Source organism: Mesorhizobium sp. M1E.F.Ca.ET.063.01.1.1 (genome assembly GCF_003998155.1).
In the GTDB taxonomy this organism is placed as follows: Bacteria; Pseudomonadota; Alphaproteobacteria; order Rhizobiales; family Rhizobiaceae; genus Mesorhizobium.
Genome location: NZ_RZSC01001397.1, coordinates 1 through 720, shown reverse-complemented (window position 1 = coordinate 720; position 720 = coordinate 1). Strand labels below are relative to the sequence as shown.

Sequence of the window (720 nt, the reverse complement as noted above, 5' to 3'; positions counted from 1 at the left end):
GCTAAAGGCGGCCCGTTGTGGGCGCCTTCGCACTGGCGATCATGTTCAAGGGCGACGAGAACCTGCTCGTCGGCGCCCGCAACGGTCCGCCTTTAGCCGTCGGCCATGGCGACGGCGAGATGTTTTTGGGCTCGGACGCCATCGCGCTGGCGCCCTTCACCAATTCGATCACCTATCTGGAGGACGGCGATTGGGCGGTGGTGCGCCGCAACAGCGTCGAGATCTACGACATCGACGGCAACAAGGTCGACCGCAAGCGGCAGCAGTCGCTGTCGACCAGCTTCATGGTCGACAAGGGCAACCGCCGCCATTTCATGGAAAAGGAGATCCATGAGCAGCCGGAGGTGATCTCGCACACGCTGGCGCATTATGTGGATTTCGTCTCCGGCATCTCCAGGCCGCTTGAACTGCCGTTCGACTTTGCCCGGATCGGCCGGCTGGCGCTCTCGGCCTGCGGCACCGCCTATCTGGCCGGGTTGATCAGCAAATACTGGTTCGAGCGCTATGCGCGGCTGCCGGTCGACATCGACGTCGCCTCGGAATTCCGCTACCGCGAGATGCCGCTGTCGGCCACCGATGCGGCCTTCTTCATCTCGCAGTCGGGCGAGACCGCCGACACGCTGGCCTCGCTGCGCTATTGCCGCAAGGCCGGCATGAAGATCGGCGCGGTCGTCAACGTGCGGGAATCGACCATGGCGCGCGAATCCGACGTCGTGCTGC

At 64.3% G+C, this 720-nt stretch carries 1 pseudogene; it reads left to right on the top strand.

Annotated features, from left to right (window positions below):
- Positions 1 to 8: 8 nt before the first annotated feature.
- A pseudogene (locus tag EOA29_RS38805) lies at positions 9 to 720 on the top strand (SIS domain-containing protein); the annotation flags it as partial.